Source organism: Paraburkholderia phymatum (genome assembly GCF_040965635.1).
GTDB lineage: Bacteria > Pseudomonadota > Gammaproteobacteria > Burkholderiales > Burkholderiaceae > Paraburkholderia > Paraburkholderia phymatum_B.
Genome location: NZ_JBFRCH010000082.1, coordinates 1 through 2,939, shown reverse-complemented (window position 1 = coordinate 2,939; position 2,939 = coordinate 1). Strand labels below are relative to the sequence as shown.

Here is a 2,939-nt window from a genome sequence, read left to right as displayed (position 1 = left end):
CACCCGTTTGCCAAGGATAGCTTGCATTCTGACGGTTAGATCGGTTGCATCCTTATATTCGGCCCGTTAATTGGGCATCGCCCTGGCCTTGATGGAATGCGCCGGTGAGGTCCTCATCTGAATATCGTGCGTATTCCACGCAAATCGAGCAGCCGTACCACGGCAAAGCGAGCGGGCATTCCACGCGAACCCGAGCGGAGATTCCACAGCAAAGCGAGCGCTGCGGACGTGGCGACGCGGGGTGAGTTCTTTTACTCCTTCTCGTCTTCGGTGGTCAAACCATTTCGGCGCTTGCGCATCGATTCGCCTGATAGCGTGAGTCGATGCGCGTTGTGAACCAACCGGTCGAGAATCGCGTCAGCAAGCGTTGGATCACCGATGGCGGCGTGCCAGCTATCGACCGGGATTTGGCTGGTGACGATCGTCGAACGCCGGCCGTGCCGGTCGTCGAGCACCTCGAGCAGATCGCGCCGCGCTGGATCTGACAGCGGCGCCATGGCGAGGTCGTCCATGACGAGGATGTCGGTCTTTGCCCATTGCGCGAGCAGCTTCGCGTAGCCGCCGCTACCGTGTGCGATGGCCATCTCCTCGTTGAACTTCGGCATGCGCAGATAGCAGGCCGAGAAGCCCTGACGGCATGCCTGGTGGACCATCGCGCATGCAAGCCAGCTTTTGCCAAGCCCGGTTGGCGCGACCAGAATCACGTTCTGATGCGCCCGTATCCATTCGCCAGCGAGCAGCCGGGCGAGTAATGCGCGGTCGAGTCCGCGGGGCACGCGGTAGTTGATGTCTTCCGGTATCGCGTCAGGGAAGCGCAGCTTCGCGCGGCGCAGTCGCGCCGTAAGAAGTCGCGACTGACGTTCGCTTGCTTCGCGTTCGACGAGCAGTCCGAGGCGCTCCTCGAAGCCGAGCTGATCGATGCTGTTCTGGGATTGCTGGTCGGCCAGCGCTGCGGCCATGCCGAACAGGCGCAGCTCGTGTAGCCGTTCAACGGTCGGGTGATGCAGCATGTCAATGCTCTCCTTTCAGTGGTAATAGGACGGCCCGCGCACGTTGGCGTGCACGAGCGGCAGTTCGGTCTGGGCGACGGGCTCATCGGCCTTGCTCTCCAGACCATTCTTCAACGTTGAGGCGATGAACCGGTAGCTCGGCGCCTTCAGATCAATGGCGCGCTGGCAGGCGGCTTCCAGCCGCGCACGGCCGTAGTCCTTGCCCATGCGCAGCACGCCCAGGCAGGCGCGGTAAGCCTGCTGAGGATGCTGGCGTCCGCCGAGCAGGTGTTCGATGACCGCAGCGGTGTGCGGACCGATGTCGTTGGCCCAGCTGATCAGCCGTTGTGGATTCCACTCCGTGGTGGCGGCCCGATGATTCGGCGGCATATGTGCAGCGATCGTGGTGTGATGGCCGCGGCGCTCGCTCTTCGCATGCGCGGCGATACGCTGACCGCGCAGGAAGATCTCGACAGTTGTCTTCGTATGGCGCACGTCGACCTGCTCGCGGGCGTGGCAGTACGAGACCGAGTAATAGTGTTCATCGAGCTCGACGTGGTAGTCGATGCCGACGCGGGCGATCTTCCACTGCGCGTACTGGTAAGGCCTTTCTGGCAGCGGCCGAAGTGCCGGACGATCGAGCTCCTCGAAGGCGCTGCGGCGGCAGCCGGGCAGCTTCTTGAACGGCCTGTTGTTCAGGTCGACGAGCAGTGCGGCGATGGCGCGGTTGGCTTCGTCGAGGCTGAACAGCCGCTGGTTGCGCAGCCGGGCCAGAATCCAGCGCTGTGCCAGGAGCACCGACTGCTCGACCTTCGCCTTGTCGCGGGGCCGACGTTTGCGTGCCGGGATGATCGCCATCGAGTAATGGGCAGCCATCTCGCCGTAGGTCCGGTTCAGAACCGGATCGTAGAAGTCGGCCTTGTGTACGCCGGACTTCAGGTTGTCGGGCACCAGGATCTCGACACAACCGCCGATGTAGTTCAACGCGCGCACATGCGAGCCGATCCAGTCCTCAAGCTGCTGGGTCCAGGTGACTTCGGCATATGTGTAGTTCGATGCGCCGAGCGTCGCGACGAACAACTCCGCCTCGCGGATCTCGCCGGTGTGCGGATCAACGATACCGAGCCTGTTACCCGAGTAGTCGATGAACAGCTTCTCGCCCGGAGTGTGTGTCTGGCGCAGCGTGACCGGTAGGGCCGCCGCCCAGCGCTCGTAGTGCTTGCAGAACCAGCTGTAGCCGTAACCTTCGGGCTCCTGGGCCTTGTACTCGTTCCAGAGCAGGTCCAGCGTTACGCCTCGCCTGCCAAGCTCGCGATGCACCAGCGGCCAGTTGGGTAGCGGGCGTGTCCGACTCAACGACGGTGGCGGCGGAAACAGCAGCGCCTCGAGCGCCGCGTCGTCCATCGACATGGCCTTCCCGAAGTCCAGTTGCGCACGCCGGGCACGGTCCAGGTAGTCCCAGACCGTCGCGCTCGAAGCGCCAATCGTCGTCGCGATCTCGCGCTGGCTGCGCTCACACACGAAGCGCAGGCGCAGCACTTCCCTGATTTGACGCATGGATAACCTTTTATTCGACATTCGGCCGCCCGACAAAATCGTCGAGCGTGCCATGGTTATCCGCGTCGCCGTCCCTCCACCTTACTGCTCGGTTACGCATGGAATACGCGCTCGGGCAGTCGTGGAATCCCTGCTCGGTTTGCCGTGGAATCGGCGCTCGCTTTGCTGTGGAATCCGTGCTCGGTTTGCTGTGGAATCAGCGTTCGGTTTGGCGTGGAATACGCAAATATCGGGCTTGATGCCCGGGCCGACTATCAGGCTTTGCTTGACCTGCCCCCCTCGGTAGGGCCAACCGGCTTCTAGCAAAGTCCCTTTAAACCAGCTCCTGGAAAGCGGCAGGAGCATCCGCTGTTGCCCGATGTATCGCCGCGAACTCTGCTGGCGAAAGGTAAT

At 62.7% G+C, this 2,939-nt stretch carries 3 protein-coding genes; all 3 read right to left on the bottom strand.

Annotation, left to right across the window (positions count from 1 at the left end; translation table 11 throughout):
• Positions 1-251 precede the first annotated feature (251 nt).
• On the bottom strand, positions 252-1,010 hold the full coding sequence (istB, locus tag AB4Y32_RS40175) for an IS21-like element helper ATPase IstB (RefSeq protein ID WP_368726540.1): 759 nt from the start codon (positions 1,008-1,010) through the stop codon (positions 252-254).
• A gap of 15 nt (positions 1,011-1,025) precedes the next feature.
• On the bottom strand, positions 1,026-2,567 hold the full coding sequence (istA, locus tag AB4Y32_RS40170) for an IS21 family transposase (RefSeq protein ID WP_368726541.1): 1,542 nt from the start codon (positions 2,565-2,567) through the stop codon (positions 1,026-1,028).
• A 60-nt stretch (positions 2,568-2,627) separates the two neighbouring features.
• A partial coding sequence (locus tag AB4Y32_RS40165; protein WP_368726539.1) for a hypothetical protein occupies positions 2,628-2,939 on the bottom strand: 312 nt, incomplete at its 5' end.